1 protein-coding gene is annotated in these 669 nt (G+C 68.3%); it reads left to right on the forward strand.

The genetic code is table 11. From position 1 onward, the window contains the following. Positions 1 to 70 precede the first annotated feature (70 nt). The coding region (locus tag ACYPYD_RS27020; RefSeq protein WP_459666867.1) for a GNAT family N-acetyltransferase at positions 71 to 669 on the forward strand (599 nt) is incomplete at its 3' end.

Genomic DNA, 669 nt, shown 5'->3' on the forward strand with positions numbered 1-669 from the left:
GTCATTGCGAGCGCAGCGAAGCAATCCGGGGCAATTCAGCGCCGCTCTGGATTGCTTCGCTGCGCTCGCAATGACGATCAATGAAAATCCAAATCCCGCTCAGGCTGAGCTTGTCGAAGCCCCCTCGGCCGGGCAGACCCGGAAAACCATGATCCACTCCGTCACCCCCGCCGACTACCGCACCGACGCATCTCTGCGCGGCGCGATGCTGGCGCTCAACAACGCCCACGCCGTCGAACTCTCCTTCGCCGACGAAGCGCGCATGGCGATGCTGGTGGAGGAGGCATTCCTCGCCGCGCGGATCGGAAGCCTGGACGCCCTACTCCTCGCCTTCGCGCCCGGGGCCGCATACGACAGCGCCAACTACCGCTGGTTCGAACGGCGCTATGCCAGTTTCGTCTACGTCGACCGCGTCGTCGTCGCCCCGGAAGCGCGCGGTCGGGGCCTGGCTCGCCAACTCTACGCCCGCCTCTTCGAAGCGGCCCGCGCCGCGGGCCACGAGCGCGTGGTCTGCGAGGTCAATTCCGATCCGCCCAACCCGGCTTCCGACGCCTTCCATGCCGCCCTCGGCTTCACGCCCGTCGGCGAGGCACTGCTGGAGAACGGCAAGACGGTGACGTATCTCTCGCTGGAGCTGTCGTGGGGGGGGGGGGGGGGGGGGGGGGGGGG

This window comes from Novosphingobium sp. 11B (assembly GCF_054589055.1).